A 17817-nucleotide genomic window follows, 5' to 3' on the forward strand; every position below is an offset into this window, starting at 1 on the left:
TAAATCAATGCCACTAATATGCACCCACACATCTTTTGGCGGGCGGAAGCCATCAAGCTGAGGAATGTAAAACTCACTTTTGAAGATTAAATCTTCGGGGATAATTTTATCTTTGAAGATTTTTTTCTCGCCGTAACAATCAGAAAGGAATAAATTTAAGGCGTGAATGCGTTGCTTTAAGCCTTTCTCAATGTAATCAAATTCACTTGCGGGAATTATACGAGGGATAATATCAAACGGCATAATTTTTTCAGTGGAGCGTTTATCGCCGTAAACCGTGAAGGTTACGCCCATTTGCATAAGTAATGTTTCTGCAACTTCTTGCTTTTTTCTAAGTTCGGAAAGTTTAAGGTGAGAAAGCCCCCAAACTAATGGCAATGCAGATTGACGGGCTTTGTTATTCTCATCAAAAAGCTCATCATAAAATTTGCCAGAATTGTAATTTTCAAAAACCATATTTATTAAAGGTGTCTATTGAATATATTGTCACCCCGCACTTGTTGCGGGGCTAATTAAAAACATGCTTGATTGTTAGGATTAGTAAAGCTTTCAACCATTAACCTCGCAACTAGTGCGGGGTGACAATAATTAAAACCTTCTTTCAACCCCATTATTTTTGTATTTTAATTTGATAATACTTAACTATAAGGAAGTTGAAATGTCAAAATACTATTTACAATGATTAAAATAAAACGCGCATTAATTTCTGTAACGGACAAAACTGGAATTGTAGATTTTGCTAAATTTTTAGATAGCCAAAAAATTGAAATTATCTCAACTGGTGGCACGGCAAAAATTCTTAAAGAAAATAATATAAAGGTGAAAGATATTTCTGATTTTACTGGGTTTCCTGAAATTATGGACGGGCGAGTTAAAACTCTGCACCCGAAAGTTCACGGCGGATTGCTTGGAGTTCGCGATAATAAAGAGCATCTATCTGCTATGGAGCTTCACGATATTGAGCAAATTGATATGGTGATTGTGAATCTTTATGCGTTTGAAGAAACTGCAAAAAAAAATGCTTCATTTGAGGAAACCATTGAAAATATTGATATTGGCGGGCCTTCAATGATTCGCTCGGCAGCAAAAAATCATAAATTTGTAGCAGTTGTTGTGAACCCTGAGAGATATTCTGGCATCATTGAAACAATGAAAAACAATAATAATGCGATACCTGAAGATGTTTCAAAAGCCTTAGCAGGTGAGGCTTTTACTAGAACCGCTAGTTATGATTCCGCAATCGCAACTTGGTTTGATAATCAGCTTGGTGTTGAATTTCCTGAAAAAATTTCAATTAATGCGGAAAGAAAATCAATTCTCAGATATGGTGAAAACCCTCATCAAAAAGCCGCTATATATATTAATGATAATACAATTCCTTCAGTTGCAAATGCAAAATTTCTGCAAGGAAAGGAACTCAGCTATAATAATATTTTGGATTCAGATTCCGCCTATGAGCTGGTTTCTGAGTTTCAACAGCCATCAGCCGTGATTGTAAAACATAATAACCCGTGTGGCGTTGCTTCCTCAGAAAATCTTGCAAAAGCCTTTGAGAAAGCCCTTAATTGTGATCCAGTTTCCGCCTTTGGTGGAATTTTTGCCTTCAACAGAGAGGTTGATAAAGAAACCGCAGAAAAAGCTGCAAAAATTTTCTGTGAAGTGATTATCGCGCCTTCTTACACTAAAGAAGCCCTTGAAATTTTCAGCACGAAAAAGAATTTAAGAGTTCTTGAAATTGGTCATATTAAACACGCAAACCAAATTTCTGAAAAGAGAATTCAGGCGATTAAAGCAGGCTTCTTGTTGCAGGATAAAGATAATATTGTGCTTGATTTGAACAATCTAAATATAGTTACAAAACGTAAGCCAACAGAAAGAGAAATGGAGGATTTGCTATTTGCATTTACAATTTGCAAACATGTGAAATCTAATGCGATAGTTTACGCGAAAGATTTAGCTACAATCGGCATTGGGGCAGGGCAGATGAGCCGAATTGATTCTTCCAGAATTGGTGCTTGGAAGGCTCGTGAGGTGAATAAAAATTCTGAAAGTGCGGCTGGCTCTGTGCTTGCATCTGATGCGTTCTTCCCATTCGCTGATGGGTTGGAAGCTGGTGCGGCTGAGGGCATAACGGCGGTTATTCAGCCGGGTGGCTCAGTGCGTGATGAAGAAGTTATCGCAGCCGCAGATAAAAACAACATCGCAATGGTTTTCACCGGCATCAGGCATTTCAGGCATTGATGATATTTAAGATTAAGCAGAAATAGAAAAGCTCATATTAATTTATCTAATCTCTTCTTTTTTTAATGTAAAAGCCATATTTTGATAGGGTTTTTAAGCAAAGCCCTAAAGAATTAACCCTTTTTTAACTAAAATTTGATATAATAGTGATAATTAAGCATAAATAATTTATGGATAAATTATCGCCACAAGATAAGACACAACTTGATATTGCAATTAAGAATGCTCTTGAGCAAGGAGTTGTATCAGGAAAATGGAATAAAAGTAAATTTTGTTTGGTTGTTAAGCCAGAACTGCAAGAGGCAGCTTTTGAATATATAAAAACATCTCTAGAAAAGATTAGAAATGATTCCAAAAATCCAAATAAAGAAAATGCAAAGGTTTTACTAAAACAAATTACTAAATCCCCAGAAAAACAAGCTTCTGATAAAGAAACATATTCTGCAAATAGTTTATATGAAAATAGTGTATTTGAATTTATTACCGAATCAAAGCCTTATGATCCTAAAACTAAAATTGAGTTTAGATTTCAATTTAATGAATCTGAGTTAGAGGCTGGAGTTGAAGATGCTCTAAAAAAAATCAAAGGAAAATCAAATATTAAATTCTTTCCACAACTTGCTGATGTAACTGATAAAGATTCTAAAGATAATCTTGATCTGTCTAAACCTCAAGATCTTCAAATTCTATTTAATAAAACTAAAGATAATACATCAAGCAAATATTCAGCCCAAGAACAAGCATTAATTTATAATTTTGATTTAGCGTTGAGAAGATCTCTAAAGATAGCAGAATTATTGGGCGACACAGATAAAAAAAGTAAAATTAAATCAATTTTAGGTGAAAAACCAGAACAAACTTGGAGTAACGCTAAGAGTCAACGGATTTTAGAAAGTGCAAATCTTACTAATGGAGTTTTAGAGGTTGGTGGTCTTGTTATTTTAGCACCTTATATTAAAGATTCCTCTCAAACAAGAGATTCGGCAAGTGCAAACGAATTCACAATTACTAGGGAAAATAGGGATTTTAATTTCCCGTCAAGCGTTGGTGTTTCTTATGCTGGTGTTAGAGATGAAAATGGCAATATCGCCACTCCACAAGGTTTATATAAAGAGCATAGGGATGCATCAATTCAAGAAGTAAAAGAAATTAAAGATGCCGTTGAAAAATTAAAGCCAAAATCTGAAAAGCAAAATTTATTTGATAAAGGTTTTCGTAACTGGGTAGATGATAAAGAAAAACAAGAGAAAGAAGCAGAACCAATAACGAAAAATAAATTAGGAACAAAAGCAAAGCAAAAACAAAAAAGTAAAAATACCGATGAACAAAAAAAGCCAGAAATAGAAACATCTGAGGTAGAAACATATAGATCACAAGCAGATGCCTTGGGAATTAGTTATACTGGTCTTGATATGGTCAATCCAAACTTTCAAAGAGAGGTTGGTATCCAGAATGATGAAAAATTGGGTTTATTTGAAAATGCAATGCTGAATATGTATAAGTTTTTAGCAACGCCAGCAAGAGCTTTGGTTTATTTAGGTAGAGAAGCGACTTATGGAATATCAAAAATTGATGAGTCAGTTAATATTGATAAAGAAACTAAAGAGAATATATCCAAAAAATTTGATGATTTTATTAAAGGCATAGATAAAAATAATCCTAACTTAAATCACTTTGAATTATCTAGGATTAGAATAGCAACTAGGGGTGGTTATTCAGAGGAGAAATTTAATAAAATTGTTCGGGAAAAAACAGAAAATTTCAAAACAGACTTATTAGAAATATTTACTCAAAAAATTAATGAAGCAGATTTCTCGTCTGAACAAAAGAAAGCTTTAATTAGTGAATTCAGCAAAAAATTAGATAATGTTTTAGTAAGTGCCAAACCAAATGTGCCTAACAAAGATGAAGATGCAAGAAACACTGGCTCAATTGAGTTTGTAACTAGTAAAAATGGTAAACTTGCAAATGATATTCTAAAAGAAGAGCTTTCAGGGATTTTACAAAATAAATTTGGTAAATTGCAATCTAGGCTAAATGGCAGAGGGTTAAGTGATAATTTAGAAAATAAAAAAGAATTAATTACTAATTATATTAATCAATTAGAGCCTGATTTATTAAATAATTTTGAAATAAAAACAGAAGGAGATAACCTTAAAATAGAACCAAAAGATAAGGCATCAATTCAGGATTTAAATAAATTAATAAATTTTATCGAAAATAATATTTTTTCTCAGTCTAATCGAGGAAAATTTTCAGAAAATTTTATTGATACAAAAAAGGCATATACGGATTTTATGAGATTAGTTGATGCATACAAACAATATAATGGTGACAATAAAATTGAAAATTGGGAGCAAACAAATCTAACAAATATTGAGGGGCAACTAAAAAAAGGAGGAATTGGAGATTTGAATTATGAAGATGAATACTCCTTTGAATATAATGGGAAAATATTCAAACCAACTATTACACCGCAAAATACTTCAACCGCAAATCGAACAATTGATAGACCCTAAATTACTCCGCCCTTTTTACATAGGTGGAGTTTTCAGTTTTTACGACAATTTTATCGCCAGTTGCAACAAATTGAGGAACCATTACTCTAACGCCATTTTCCAAGATTGCCGGCTTGTTTGAACCCGCCGCTGTTTGCCCTTTCACAACAGCCTCAGCCTCAGTAACGAGTAAAGTTACCTCTGCTGGCACAGATGCAGAAATCATTTGCTCTTCAGCAATATCAACAACTATATTCATACCATCTTGCAAGAAAACATCAGTGCCGTTGAAAAGCTCAGCATCAACTTCTATTTGCTCAAAAGTTTCAGTATCCATAAGGGTAATTTGATTTCCACTTCTGAAAAGATATTGATAATCCTTCATTTCATAATGTGCTACATCAATAGTTTCCTCTGAGCGGAAACGCTGATTTAGCTTAGTTCCAGCTTTGATTTCCTTCATTTCCATCTGCACAAATGCACCACCTTTACCCGGTTTTACATGCTCAGTTTTAAGAACTTTCCATAATCTTTTTTCGTGGATAATAATATTTCCAACGCGAATATCATTTGCAATTTTAGACATAAATCTCCTTAATTTTTCTGAATCTTACTACATTCATCAAGTGCAAAGTGCAAGTGCAGAGTGCAAATAAAAAAAACTTACACTGGCACTAACCACTTACACTAATTCTCTAAAGCCAATTCAATATCTCTAATCAAATCATCAACATCTTCCAAGCCAACAGATAGGCGGAGCATATTTTCAGTAATGCCAATTAAATTCCTCTCAGCCTCTGGAATGTTGGAATGCGTAGTAGTTGCAGGGTGGGTTATCAAAGATTTCGCATCACCAAGATTGTTTGAAATATCTATAATTTTGAGATTATTTAACAATTTGAAGGTTTCAGCCTTGCCACCTTTTACCTTGAAGGCAATCATTGGCCCGCCATTTTTCATCTGTTTTTGTGCAATTGAATATTGAGGGTGAGATTTTAATCCAGGGTAAAAAACTCTCTCAATATTTTTATGACCTTCTAAAAATTCCGCCAATTTTTGGGCATTTTCACAATGTTTTTCCAAACGGAGTTTATAAGTTTCAAGTGCTTTTAGAACTATCCACGCATTAAAAGGGCTAAGTGCTGGGCCAGTGTGGCGATGGAATGGCACTAAAGTTTCGGTGATAAATTTCTGTGAGCCAAGCACCGCGCCGCCAAGTGTTCTGCCGTGTCCATCCATATGTTTGGTGGTTGAATAAACCGTTACATCAGCCCCAAGCTCAAGCGGGCTTTGGATTATCGGCCCTGCAAAGATATTATCCACGATAAATCTCGCCCCAACTTTTTTGCTGAGTTTTGCAACTTCCGCAATATCCGTAAGCCCAAGGCTTGGATTTGCTGGGGTTTCAACAAATATATGAGTTGTTTTTTCATTGATTGCCGCTTTCCATTCATCAATATTTTCACCATTTACAAGGGTAACTTTTCCGCCTAAACGAACCAAAATATTATTGATGATATAATGGCAAGAGCCAAACAAAACCTTATTCGCAACGATGTGATCACCCGGTTTGAAATCACACATAATTGAGGCAAAAACGGCAGCCATTCCGCTTGCAACCACGCAACATTCTTCGGCGTTTTTCTCAAGTGCGGTAAGCCTTTCCTCAAGCATTCTGAGCGATGGGTTGGAATATCGGGAATAAACAAAACCCGGTTCAACCCCGTTAAAACGGCTTTCAGCGGTTTCAGCGTTGCTGTAACAAAAGCCTGAATTTAGAAAAATCGCTTCGCTTGTCTCACCAAATTCGCTTCTAGCTGCGCCTGCACGCACTAATTTTGTTTGAAGCGATGTGTTTTGTAAATCTTGTTTGCGTGGCATATGAGTTGATTAAAATTCCTTCAGCCTTTCTTAATAATAGAAATAATTTTTCCATCAATACAATTTTACCCCTGAAATCTTGACATTTTCGTAAAAATATACTACATAGCATTTATAAAAATTTATAACCTCAGGAGGGGCTTATGAATAGAATAAATTTACCAGCAATTCAAGAAAATGGGCTTTCTGCTTATATTGAGCAAGTCAATAAATTTCCAGTTTTAGATGAGAAAGAAGAATTTATGCTCGCCACGCGTTTCAAGGAGCATAATGATGTAACCGCCGCTCACAAGTTAGTTACAAGCCATTTGCGATTAGTGGTTAAAATTGCGATGTCTTTTAGGGGTTATGGACTGCCAATCAGCGATATTATTAGTGAAGGCAATATTGGTCTGATGACTGCCGTTAAAAAATTTGATGCATCTAAAGGTTTCAGGCTTTCAACCTATGCGATGTGGTGGATTAAGGCTTCAATTAATGAATTTATTTTGAAATCTTGGTCTATTGTGAAAATGGGTTCAAGTGCAACTCAAAAGAAGCTTTTTTACAATCTCAAAAGGCTAAAAAATCAACTTCTGGGTGATTCTTCTGCCGTTAATATGTCTGATGCCAACACTGATGAAATCGCTGATGCACTTGATGTTTCAGCGGAAGAAGTGCGTGATATGGATATGTTAATGAGTAACAAAACGCAATCTCTCAACACTTTTATGGGTGAGGATAGCGAAGATGAAAAAATCAACTTCATTGAGGATAAATCTGATAATCAGGAAGTTACGCTTGCCAACAACCAAGAGTTAAATTTTAATAAAAATTTACTAGCAAAGGCCTTTGAAAATTTGAATGAGCGAGAGCGAGATATTATCAAAAAACGCAGGCTTCTTGAAAATCCTAAAACACTTGATGATTTGAGTAATCTTTATGGAATTTCTCGTGAAAGAGTTCGCCAAATTGAAAATCGTGCGTTAGAAAAACTCCAAAATTTTATGCTTCCGCTTGCGAAGCAATTTCAAACAAGCTGATATCTTGGGAGCGTTCAATAAGTGTAGATATTAACCTCATATTGTCACCCCACATTTATTGCGGGGTTAAAGAACTTAATTGATGCAACCATACCATTTTTCATTCCCGCCCCGTGTCAAGCACGGGGTAAACTCCAGCGGGAATCTATATGTCAATGGATATCCGCTTTCGCGGATATGAAGCGAAGATGGTTAACTTTGTAATCTGCCCATAAGTTGCTTACTATTTATAACTAACCCCCCTTCCATAGTTAAATTTTTCGTTCCATAATTTTATTGAACCTAGAATTAAATTTATGGAATCTTTAGAAGTTAAAATCGCTAGAATTACCGAAAAGCTTGATAATATTGAGAAGTTTTTTCAAAAATTATCTTATAAAACTGATAAATTAGAAAGTAATTTTGAACAGCTTGATGCTCGCAGCCGAACCATAATTGATATCAACCAAGAGGTGATAAAAATCTCTAAATATCATAATTTTCTGAAATCTTTTATAGCTGGCTTCGGCTTTGCATTTTCAATCATCGGTTATGTAATTCCATATATGATTAAGAAATTTTTTATTACTCCACCTAGTTAGGTTCTAGTGCTTATGGCTTAGATAAAATATTTCTCCCCCTGCTTGCGGGGGGAGATTAAGAGGGGGGCTTTAATTGAGAAAAGTAATAATATTTTGCTTCAATTATGCCCCCTCCCTTACCCTCCCCCGTAAACAGGGGAGGGGATTATATAGAAAAACCCAACTCCCAATTCCCAACACCCAACTACTAAACATATGCTCACAATACTAAGTTCATTTATTGGTTTTATTTCCTCAGTAATTCCAGATTTGCTTAAGCAAATTCAAGATAGGCGAGATAAAAAACATGAGGTTGAAATTCTTAAACTCCAGATGGAAAATGCTCGTGCTGGGCATAAGGAAAAACTTGATGTGATTGAGGTCAACTCTGGGCTTGAGGAGGCTAAAATTATTTATCAAAACCAAAATTCTGGCGTGAGATTTATTGATGGTTTGAACGCTTCAGTTCGCCCAATTATCGCATATGGTTTTTTTATTCTTTATTGCATGGTGAAATATTTTCAGGTGCAAGGTGGGCTTGTTTGGCAAATCTGGCAGGAGGAAGACCAAGCCATTTTCGCCGGAATTATATCTTTCTATTTCGGCTCGCGTGCAATGCAGAAATTGAGGAATCGTTAATGCTTGATTGCGATTAACGATAAACGATTAACGATGAACGAAAATGAAAAACGCCCTAAAAATAATAAAATATTACGAAGGTTTTTCGGCAGAAATTTATAAATGCCCAGCAGGTTTACCAACTATTGGTTATGGCCATGTGGTGCTAAAAAATGAGAAATTTGAAACTCCAATAAGTAAAGAATTTGCTGAAGAATTACTAATTTCAGATTGTTTGAAGTTTCAAAAGCAAATTTTGCGTTTGATTAAAATCCCCTTAAAAACCAATCAATTTGAGGCTTTGCTCTCATTTACTTTTAACCTAGGTTCTGGGGCTTTGCAGCGTTCAACTCTTCGGCAAAAAATCAACCGAGGCGAGATAATTTCAGCCGCTGATGAATTTTTGAAATGGATTTATGCAGGTGGCAGAATCTTAAAAGGGCTTGTTCTTCGTAGAAAAGCTGAAAGAGAATTGTTTATTCAATGAATCCCCATAAAAATTTCATTCCCGCGAAAGCGGGAATCTATACAATTATGGATACCCGCTTACGCGGGTATGAAGCGAATTTAGTAAAACTTGGTTTAAAGTGTAGAAGCACCAACTATAAATCGCTATTTTGCAGAATTTTAATAAATTTTTGATATCTCACCCCTGCAAAAGAGCAAACTTGTTGCAATTCTTCTCTTTCAGAGCCTTCATTTTTAAGCCAGTTGATAGCGTTTTTCTTGTATGACTTCCTTTTCCTAGATTTTGTTGATATAATGGAAGCATCTTCTAATGCTTGGATTAGAACCGCTTGCCAAAGTGCATTTTCTGGGCTGATATTTTTTTTGAGGTGATATTTATTTTCAATAATGATTTTTAATGGGGTTGAACTACTATAGATTGTGTTGCCGAAGCGATCTTTTACATCAGAAATTGGCTTATGATTTTTGATATTTGATTTTTTATCGCACATAAAAGCCCCCATTTTGCTTTTTTGAGTTGATATACAAAATATCTGCATTTTTGCAGATATTTCTTCTGTAAGTATTGAAAAACAATAATTACAGCCATATACAAAATATCTGCATTTTTGCAGATAGTCAAGCCCTATTACAACTTAAGGTATATTTTTATGAGTTTACGCAGAAAACATTTGAAATTTATTGAGGATATAAAACTTCAAACAGATCTCTCCTACACAGGAATTGCAATGAAGGCAGGGCTTTCAGATACAACCTTAACGCGTTTCTTAAATCACGGCGAATATAAAAGGCTTTCAACCTCAACGCTAGATAAAATCGCTAAAGTTGCAAATTATAATTCTTATGAAGATTATCTTTTTAAGAATAAATTAGAGCTTGATAAAGACGCTAAAAAAATTGAATTTTCTGAATCAGAAATTTATGAAATTTTCGGTCTTACAAAATCTCTAATCAAGAAAAAAGATTTGAATTTAAGTCCAAAAGCTCTTGCGGTAATCGTTGAAAAGGTTACGCAAACTGCCAAAAAACTTAATACAAAGTTCATCACTGAAAGTTTAATAACTTATGTTTTAGAGCAAACTTCTGAGAAAGCCAAAAAGCAAAAAAACTAAATTTTTATAAAATAGTATGCTCAATAAATTCTAGTTTATTTGGGTAGTCAGTGTTGAAGTTTAACCCTCTGGATTCCTTTCTAAGGCTTGCACTTCTTGTGATTAAATAGGCGATTGTGATTAAATTTCTCAACTCCATTAATTGCGGGGAAATTTTTGCGGATTTGTATAATTCCTCAGTTTCTTGATAGAGCAAATCAATTCTATCCAAAGCTTTTTTGAGCCTTAAATTTGAACGAACTATACCAACATAATAAGTCATAATTTCTTTAAGTTCACGAATTGCTTGCGTAATTAAAACCATCTCGGAAGGGGTTTTCGTGCCTTCATCTTGCCAATCTGGAATTTCATTTTTGATTGTGAGGGAATTAATATTTTTTGAAATATCTTGAAAAATTCTTTCGGCAAAAACTAAGCATTCTGAAAGTGAGTTTGAAGCTAAGCGATTAGCTCCGTGCAAGCCAGTTGCAGCACATTCACCGGCTGCATATAGATATTTTATGCTGGTTCTGCCATATTCATCAACTTTAATGCCACCGCATAAATAATGGCAAGCAGGGCCAACAGGGATTAAATCTTTTCTTGGGTCAACCCCGAATTCCAAGCATTTAGCGAGTATATTTGGAAATTGGCTAGAGAATTTTTCAGCGATTTTTGTCGCATCTAAATAAACAAAATCAGTGCCATATTTCTTCATTTCAGAATCTATTGCTCTTGCGATAACATCACGCGGTGCAAGGCTTAAACGAGAATCATAAAGGTGCATAAATTCCTGCCCCAAATGATTTTTGAGAACCGCACCTTCACCCCTCACTGCCTCAGAAATCAAGAAAGATGAGCCATTTTCATTTTTATTATATAAAGCAGTTGGGTGAAATTGCACAAACTCCATATCACAAACTCTGCCCTTCGCACGATAAACCATCGCGATGCCATCACCTGTTGCAATCTCTGGATTTGTAGTGATTTTATAAACTTGCCCAACGCCACCTGTGCAGCAAATTGTGGCTTTACTTAATATCGCATCAATCTGACTATTGATTTTATTCAACGCATAACAGCCATAGCATTCAATTTCAGGCGTTACCCTAATTACATTATAGCCCAAATGATGTTGCGTTATAAAATCAAGTGCGAAGTAATTTTCTAAGATTTCAATATTTTTATATTGGTTTGCTTTTGCAGTTAAGGCTCGCAAAATTTCAAAGCCGGTCATATCTTTGAAATGCAAAATTCGACGCTCAGAATGCCCGCCTTCCTTAGTTAATTTGAAGTTTTTATTTTTTTCATCTTTATCAAAATTTGCTTGCCAAGAGATGATTTCTTTTATTCTTTCAGGGCATTCTTCCACAACGATTCTAACTATTTCTTCATCGCAAAGTCCATCTCCTGCGATTTTTGTATCTAAAATATGCTTTTCAAAATTATCATTTTCATTATCCCAAACGGCTGCAATTCCGCCTTGTGCGTATTTTGAATTGCTTTCCCCACCAGTAGTTTTATTAAGGATAAGAATTTTTTTTTCAGGAAATTTTTCAGCGATTTTTATAGCGGCAGTCAACCCTGCAATCCCAGCACCTAGAATAAGAATATCTGTAGTAATTTTAGCCATGGGCTTAATTTATAAAGTTTTTTCCTTAAATGAACATAAATTATTTATTAAACATTTTTTACACTCAGGCTTGCGAGCTTTGCAAACATATCTGCCGTGAAGAATTAACCAATGATGAGCATATAATTTATAATCCTGCGGAATAATTTTATTGAGCTTTTCTGCGGTTTCATCAGCGTTTTTAGTTTGAACAAAACCTATCCGATTCGCAACTCTAAAAACGTGAGTATCAACCGCAATTACAGGCTCATTATAAAAGCAATTTAGGAATACATTTGCGGTTTTTGTGCCAACGCCTGCTAGACTTTTGAGAGAATCAAAATCTCTAGGAACTTTTGAATTATATTCTTTTACTAATGTTTGAGAAAGCTTAATAACATTCTTCGCTTTCGCATTATATAAGCCAATATTTTTGATGTAAGATTTTAATTTTTCCTCTCCTAATTTCACCATTTCTTGTGGGGTTTTTACTTTCTGAAAAAGCCTATCCGTTGCCTTATTAACCGCAATATCTGTAGTTTGTGCTGAAAGTGCGATTGCTACTAAAAGTGTATAATCATTTATAAAATTTAGCTCAGTTTTTGGAGCGGGATTTTGCTTCTTAAAAACCTCAAACACCTTAGATATTTGGCTTTTTTTCATACTAATTTATTATATATCTTACCATTCAATTTGAACTTCATATTGAGAAAAAATCTTATCTATAGTTGCAATTGGTAAGCCCTCTGAAAGTGCTTGAGATATTATAATTCTATCAAATGGGTCTGCGTGAAATTTTAGCAATGAATTGAGCTTCAACAAATGTGAAAAATCTATTTGTATTATTGAAAAATTATTATTGATTAGAAATTCAAAAAAATCATTTATACCTTTTTCTATTTTTAGCTTACCTAGGCTATATTTTATTGTTATTTCCCAAAGGCTTGCAATTGATACATAGCAGGTGTTGTTATAGTCTTTTATTATGTTTTTTATTTTGTCAGACAATTCAGAGCTTCCATCATAAAACCATATGATTGTATGTGTATCAAGAAGAATATTCATTATTGGTAATCCTTAAATTCTTCAAGAGGAGCATTAAAATCTGAGGACATTTTAGCCTTGCCATAACCGAATTCCCTCTCTTTATTTTGCTGATAAGATTTTCCGTATTTTGTAACTATGAAATCAACAAAATCCTTAACTTCATCACGAAGATTTTTAGGCAGTTTTTCAATCTGCTGAATAAAGCTATAATTTTCCATAAAATTAATCTTTTACCTTCTTACTATAGCATAGGTTTATTAAACTTAAAAGCTAGTTTATAAACCCCTTGCAAAATTTGTAGTTTTTCATAAAACACGCATAAACAATTATAGTAAATATGTCTAAAAAACAAAATATTAAAAAAGCGGTTTTGGCTTATTCTGGTGGTCTGGATACCTCAGTTATCCTCAAATGGTTGCAAGATGAATATTCTTGCGAAGTAGTTACTTTTACAGCTGATATTGGGCAGGAGGATGATTTCTCTCATGTGCGTGGTAAGGCTGAAAAATTCGGCATAAAGGAAATTTATATTGATGACCTCAAGGAAGAATTCGTTCGTGATTATGTTTTCCCAATGTTTCGTGCGAATACTTTATATGAGGGTAAATATCTTCTTGGAACTTCAATCGCACGCCCATTAATTGCTAAAAGGCAGATTGAAATTGCCAAGAAAGTCGGTGCTGATGCGGTTTCTCACGGGGCAACTGGCAAAGGGAATGATCAAGTACGCTTTGAAATCGGCTATTACAGCCTAATGCCAGAGGTTAAAATTATCGCCCCATGGCGTGAGTGGGATCTCAACTCCCGCACGAAACTCTTGGAATATGCTCGCAAAAATGGAATTGATGTTCCTGCTTCAAAGGAAAATGAACCGCCTTACTCAATGGATGCAAATTTACTGCATATCTCCTATGAAGGCAAAGCGCTTGAAGACCCTTGGGTGAGATATGATTCCTCAATGCTAATCCGCACAACTCCAGCGGAAAAAGCTCCAGATAAAGCCACTTTCATTGAAATTGAATTTGAAAACGGCGACCCAGTTGCGATTGATGGCGTTCGTTATAGCCCAGCGAAATTGCTCGCAAAACTCAATGAACTCGGCGGTGCAAATGGCATTGGCGTGATTGATATTGTTGAAAACCGCTATGTTGGTATGAAATCTCGCGGCGTGTATGAAACCCCAGGGGGAACAATTCTTCTTGAGGCTCACCGAGCGATTGAATCCATCACTCTTGACAGAGAAACCGCGCATCTTAAAGATGAATTAATGCCAAGATACGCCAAACTTATCTATACTGGCTATTGGTTTTCTCCAGAACGCAAGATGTTACAAGCCGCGATTGATGAATCACAAAGATATGTAAATGGAACAGTTGCACTTAAACTTTACAAGGGTTCTGTAAATGTTGTGGGCAGAAAATCTAAGGATTCCCTATATTCAATGGCACACGTAACTTTTGAAGAAGATGAAGTTTATAACCAACGCGACGCCGAAGGCTTCATCAAACTAAACGCTTTGAGATTAAGATTAGGTGCGGGTAGAAAGTAGGCATTACTAACTAAGGGTAGATTTAAGCTCCTCAACAACAAATTGTCACCCCGCACTTATTGCGGGGTTAATGGTTAAAAGTGTTTTAACCCTAAGTTATGAGCCTGTTTTATGGTTAACCCCGTGACAAGCACGGGGTGACATTCATGCAAAGAAACAATCTAATTTTTTATAAATCTAACTTTAGTTAACAATGCCCCCATTTAGAAAAAATTTATCACTTGTATCAATTGCAAAAAAAATATAGTTATTCTTACTAAAAAAATTTCCAATATGAGAATATTATATTTCCTTACTTTTCTATGCGTATTTTTATTTTCAAATTCTGCATTTGCAGTTTTGAAAATCGATATTAACCAAGGCAGTTTTGACCCTGTTCGCATCGCAACGCCTGCCTTTAATGGATCTGATAGTGTAACTTCTAGCATCGGGGCAAAAATTACTGGTGTTATTGATAATAACCTCTCTCGCTCTGGGCTTTTTAATGTTATAAGCAAAGGTTCTTACATTCAAACATCGGTTGGAATTAATGCAATTCCTGATTTTCCAAGCTGGAAAAATATTCGCGCACAAGCACTAGTTGTTGGAATGGTTGAAAGTGAGGGGGCTGGCAGAATTAAAGTTCAGTTCAGGCTTTGGGATGTTATAACAGGCAAGCAAACTCTTGCCAAATCATTTAGAGCAACAGCAACTGGCTGGCGAAGAATTTCGCACCTTATCTCCGATCAAATCTATGAATATTTAACCGGTGAGCAAGGTTATTTTGATTCTCGCATTGTGTATATTGCAGAAACTGGTGATTGGAGAAGACCAATAAAACGCCTTGCAATTATGGATCAAGATGGCGCAAATCAAATGTTCTTAACCTCTGGCAGAAGCCTTGTGTTGACACCACGATTTGACCCATCAATGCAAAGGCTGATTTACCTTTCTTATAGAACTAGGACACCAAGCGTGAACATCTACAACCTTTCAACGGGCAGGGAAGAAATTTTAGGACAACTTCCCGGAATGAGTTTCTCACCTAGGTTTTCCCCTGATGGCACGCAAGCAATTTTCTCAGTTTCTGTTCGGGGTAACGCTGATATTTATGTGATGGATTTAATCTCAAGAAGGGTAAGAAAAATCACCAATCACCCTGGTATTGATACTTCACCATCTTTCTCACCCGATATGAATAAGATTGTTTTTGAATCTGATAGAGAAGGCACTCAGCAAATATACACAATGAATTCTGATGGCAGTAATGTTAGAAGAATAAGCTATGGCAAAGGCAGATACGCAACCCCAGTTTGGTCACCAAGGGGTGATTTAATTGCATTTACCAAAATGGCTGGTGGAAAATTCTCAATTGGCGTTATGAAACCAGATGGAAGTGGCGAGAGGATTTTAACTGAAAGCTATCTTGATGAAGGCCCAACTTGGAGCCCTAATGGCAGGGTGATTATATTCTCTCGCAAAACTCCAAGCACTTCTTCTGTTTCTGGCAGAACGGCTCTTTATAGCGTTGATATAACCGGCTATAATTTGCGTAGAATTGAAACCTCAACCCAAGCCTCTGACCCCGCTTGGAGCCCACTTTTGAGTAAATAGATTTATTTTTCTTCCTCTGCAATAAACTCAAGCTCAATTTTAATTTCGTTGAGTGATTGCTTGTAAATTATTTCAGTTGAGCTGGTTACATTCGCAAAATCTTTTTCAATAGATTTTAGCTGATTTATAATTTCATCACTAGCTGAAATAGTTGTGATTGTTGGTTTTTTGATAGAAACATTTGCTTCAGCTTTGATTTTTCTAATCTGCTCTAGGCTTTCAATAAATATTTCACCTATTTTTTCAGCTTCATTATCAGCGATAAATTCATCAACCTCTACCCAATTTCCAACCGCGTGAATAGATTGCAGATTAGCAGGTTTGCCTTCTAATTTATGTGAATAAATATGGCTGTAAAGCTCATCTGTGATATGCGGAACGAAAGGTGCAAAAAGCCTCAAAACTGCATCTAAGCAGAAATAAATTGAGTAAATTGCACTCATTCTGCTTTTCTGATTTTGGCCTTCCTCATTGTAAGTTCGGGCTTTTACGGCTTCTAAATAATTATCGCAAAAATCCTTCCAGAAGAAATCTTCAATCGCTAATCTTGCGAGCGAATATTCATATAATTCAAGCTCCTCAGTGGCTTTAATTATGGTTTTTCTGAGTTTAGAAATTATCCATTTATCAAGCGGTTCAAAGATAATATTTTGTTCAACCGCCTTTTTAGCCGGGAGATTTTTCAGGATATTTTTATCAAGCAAACCGAAATGAATTGAGGCGAATTTGCTGGCATTCCAAAGTTTATTCACAAGCTTTTTGCCAATTTTTAGAACATCTTTTGAAAACGCCGTATCCGCACCTAAGCGAGATGTTGAAGCCCAGTAACGGATTGCATCGGCGGAGTTTTCCTGCAAAATAGATTGTGGCGTTACAATATTGCCTTTAGATTTACTCATCTTAGATTTATCTTCCGCCAAGCACCAGCCGGAAATCATTAGGTTTTTCCAAGGGATTTTATCTTCGTGAAGGTAGGCTTTCACAATGGTATAAAATGCCCAAGTGCGAATAATTTCGTGCGCTTGCGGTCGTAAATCCGCAGGGAATAATTGCTTATGGCGTGCAGTGTTGAGGGCGTAGATTAGTTTTTCATCGACATTTGTCACCCCGCATTCATTGCGGGGTTGATCGAAGTTTTCTGATTTACCCCGCAACAAGTGCGGGGTGACATTAGGAGCAAGGTTAATCCCCTTACTTGAAATTTGTGGTGAGATTGAAGAAGTTGCCCAAGTATCCATTACATCAAAATCTGGCGTAACTTCATCTTTTGAATAGCCTTCAGGTAAATCAGTGATAGGGTTTACAGGTAGCTGATCTAATTTTGGTAAGATAATTTTACCTTCTTCACCCTCACGCTTTGAATACCACACTGGAAATGGAACGCCGAAATAGCGTTGGCGAGAAATACACCAATCCCAGCTTAGAGAATCAATCCATTGCTCAATCCTTTTATACATAAAATCAGGATTCCAATTACATTCCTGTGCTTTCTTTTTGAGTGCTTCCTTATGCTCCAAAACTTTCACAAACCACTGGTTAGTTGGTATTATTTCAAGGGCTGCACCAGAGCGTTCCGCACATTTAACCATATGTTTGATTGGCTTTTTATCTTTTGCAGTAAAGCCATTTTCCTCAAG

General features: G+C 35.6%; 18 protein-coding genes. 9 read left to right on the plus strand and 9 right to left on the minus strand.

Features of this window, described 5'->3' with window-relative positions; all coding sequences use genetic code 11:
• Positions 1-456, minus strand: a 456-nt coding sequence (locus SFT90_05500; protein ID MDX1949937.1) for a circularly permuted type 2 ATP-grasp protein, incomplete at its 3' end; no start/stop codon positions are given.
• A 222-nt stretch (positions 457-678) separates the two neighbouring features.
• Between SFT90_05500 and purH the strand changes: the two genes are divergently transcribed.
• Positions 679-2241: a bifunctional phosphoribosylaminoimidazolecarboxamide formyltransferase/IMP cyclohydrolase gene (gene purH / locus SFT90_05505; GenBank protein ID MDX1949938.1), complete on the plus strand. Its 1563-nt coding sequence runs from the start codon at positions 679-681 to the stop codon at positions 2239-2241.
• 170 nt (positions 2242-2411) lie between these two features.
• Positions 2412-4760 carry a hypothetical protein gene (locus SFT90_05510; protein MDX1949939.1) on the plus strand — a complete coding sequence of 783 codons (2349 nt, stop codon included), beginning with the start codon at positions 2412-2414 and terminating at the stop codon, positions 4758-4760.
• A gap of 1 nt (position 4761) precedes the next feature.
• On the opposite strand, the gene efp is transcribed toward SFT90_05510, so the two are convergent.
• Both efp and SFT90_05520 read right to left on the minus strand, forming a co-directional pair.
• Entirely contained in the window at positions 4762-5325 is a 564-nt protein-coding gene (gene efp, locus SFT90_05515; GenBank protein MDX1949940.1) for an elongation factor P, read from the minus strand.
• A gap of 101 nt (positions 5326-5426) precedes the next feature.
• Positions 5427-6620, minus strand: a complete 1194-nt coding sequence (locus tag SFT90_05520; GenBank protein ID MDX1949941.1) for an aminotransferase class I/II-fold pyridoxal phosphate-dependent enzyme — start codon at positions 6618-6620, stop codon at positions 5427-5429.
• A 143-nt stretch (positions 6621-6763) separates the two neighbouring features.
• On the opposite strand from SFT90_05520, the gene rpoH reads away from it, so the two are divergent.
• The 4 genes from rpoH to SFT90_05540 all read left to right on the plus strand — a co-directional run bounded on the left by rpoH (position 6764) and on the right by SFT90_05540 (position 9307).
• Entirely contained in the window at positions 6764-7642 is an 879-nt protein-coding gene (gene rpoH / locus SFT90_05525) for an RNA polymerase sigma factor RpoH (protein ID MDX1949942.1), read from the plus strand.
• Between the two features lie 296 nt (positions 7643-7938).
• Positions 7939-8223 (plus strand): hypothetical protein, encoded by a 285-nt coding sequence (locus SFT90_05530; protein MDX1949943.1) that lies wholly within the window; start codon positions 7939-7941, stop codon positions 8221-8223.
• 195 nt (positions 8224-8418) lie between these two features.
• The gene (locus SFT90_05535) at positions 8419-8841 is read left to right on the plus strand and encodes a hypothetical protein (GenBank protein MDX1949944.1); all 423 of its coding nucleotides are present in this window, start codon (positions 8419-8421) and stop codon (positions 8839-8841) included.
• A gap of 43 nt (positions 8842-8884) precedes the next feature.
• The gene (locus tag SFT90_05540; protein MDX1949945.1) at positions 8885-9307 is read left to right on the plus strand and encodes a lysozyme; all 423 of its coding nucleotides are present in this window, start codon (positions 8885-8887) and stop codon (positions 9305-9307) included.
• Between the two features lie 115 nt (positions 9308-9422).
• Here SFT90_05540 and SFT90_05545 read toward each other — a convergent pair whose 3' ends face one another.
• Positions 9423-9827: a hypothetical protein gene (locus SFT90_05545; protein MDX1949946.1), complete on the minus strand. Its 405-nt coding sequence runs from the start codon at positions 9825-9827 to the stop codon at positions 9423-9425.
• 111 nt (positions 9828-9938) lie between these two features.
• Here SFT90_05545 and SFT90_05550 point away from each other — a divergent pair, with 111 nt between their 5' ends.
• Positions 9939-10400 carry a hypothetical protein gene (locus tag SFT90_05550; GenBank protein MDX1949947.1) on the plus strand — a complete coding sequence of 154 codons (462 nt, stop codon included), beginning with the start codon at positions 9939-9941 and terminating at the stop codon, positions 10398-10400.
• A gap of 4 nt (positions 10401-10404) precedes the next feature.
• On the opposite strand, the gene nadB is transcribed toward SFT90_05550, so the two are convergent.
• The 4 genes from nadB to SFT90_05570 are packed head-to-tail and all read right to left on the minus strand — an operon-like array spanning position 10405 to position 13256.
• Positions 10405-12012 carry an L-aspartate oxidase gene (gene nadB, locus SFT90_05555; GenBank protein MDX1949948.1) on the minus strand — a complete coding sequence of 536 codons (1608 nt, stop codon included), beginning with the start codon at positions 12010-12012 and terminating at the stop codon, positions 10405-10407.
• A 9-nt stretch (positions 12013-12021) separates the two neighbouring features.
• Positions 12022-12654, minus strand: coding sequence for an endonuclease III (gene nth, locus SFT90_05560; protein MDX1949949.1), 633 nt, complete (start codon positions 12652-12654; stop codon positions 12022-12024).
• Between the two features lie 18 nt (positions 12655-12672).
• Complete coding sequence (locus SFT90_05565; protein MDX1949950.1) at positions 12673-13056, minus strand: type II toxin-antitoxin system VapC family toxin; 384 nt, start codon at positions 13054-13056, stop codon at positions 12673-12675.
• Positions 13056-13256: a DUF2281 domain-containing protein gene (locus tag SFT90_05570; GenBank protein ID MDX1949951.1), complete on the minus strand. Its 201-nt coding sequence runs from the start codon at positions 13254-13256 to the stop codon at positions 13056-13058. The genes SFT90_05565 and SFT90_05570 overlap by 1 nt, the downstream gene beginning before the upstream one ends.
• A 137-nt stretch (positions 13257-13393) precedes the next feature.
• Between SFT90_05570 and SFT90_05575 the strand changes: the two genes are divergently transcribed.
• On the plus strand, positions 13394-14587 hold the full coding sequence (locus tag SFT90_05575) for an argininosuccinate synthase (protein MDX1949952.1): 1194 nt from the start codon (positions 13394-13396) through the stop codon (positions 14585-14587).
• A 273-nt stretch (positions 14588-14860) separates the two neighbouring features.
• Entirely contained in the window at positions 14861-16180 is a 1320-nt protein-coding gene (tolB, locus tag SFT90_05580) for a Tol-Pal system beta propeller repeat protein TolB (protein ID MDX1949953.1), read from the plus strand.
• Between the two features lie 2 nt (positions 16181-16182).
• Here the strand turns inward: tolB and SFT90_05585 are convergent.
• Positions 16183-17817, minus strand: a 1635-nt coding sequence (locus SFT90_05585; GenBank protein MDX1949954.1) for a class I tRNA ligase family protein, incomplete at its 5' end; no start/stop codon positions are given.

It is taken from the genome of Rickettsiales bacterium (assembly GCA_033762595.1).
In the GTDB taxonomy this organism is placed as follows: domain Bacteria; phylum Pseudomonadota; class Alphaproteobacteria; order Rickettsiales; family UBA8987; genus JANPLD01.